Raw genomic sequence first — 306 nt, 5'->3', positions numbered from 1 at the left:
CACCAAGCGTTGACTTTAACGCAACGAGTTCCAATGGTTCGGAAGCGCTTGCCAGTGCGAATTTACAGGTTGACCTTTCAGCAGCCAGTGGTCGAACGGTAACGGTTGACTTTTTGGTAACGGGTACCGCAACAAGTGCCGATTATACTTTGGCAGACGGAACCTTGACGCTAACTGCAGGTGATGTGAATAAAAACATCACGATTGCAAGCATTGTCAATGACCTGTTGGATGAGAATAATGAAACGGTAATCGTAACGCTATCAAATCCCACAAATGCAACACTTGGGACCAATACAATTCATA

At 45.1% G+C, this 306-nt stretch carries 1 protein-coding gene; it reads left to right on the top strand.

Annotated features, from left to right (window positions below; genetic code table 11):
• The coding region (locus tag GCQ56_RS20220; RefSeq protein WP_152736344.1) for a Calx-beta domain-containing protein at window positions 1-306 on the top strand (306 nt) is incomplete at both ends.

The sequence above is a fragment of the Marinifilum sp. N1E240 genome, assembly GCF_009295825.1.
Lineage (GTDB): Bacteria > Bacteroidota > Bacteroidia > Bacteroidales > Marinifilaceae > Marinifilum_A > Marinifilum_A sediminis.
This window is presented reverse-complemented; position numbering and strand designations above follow the sequence as displayed.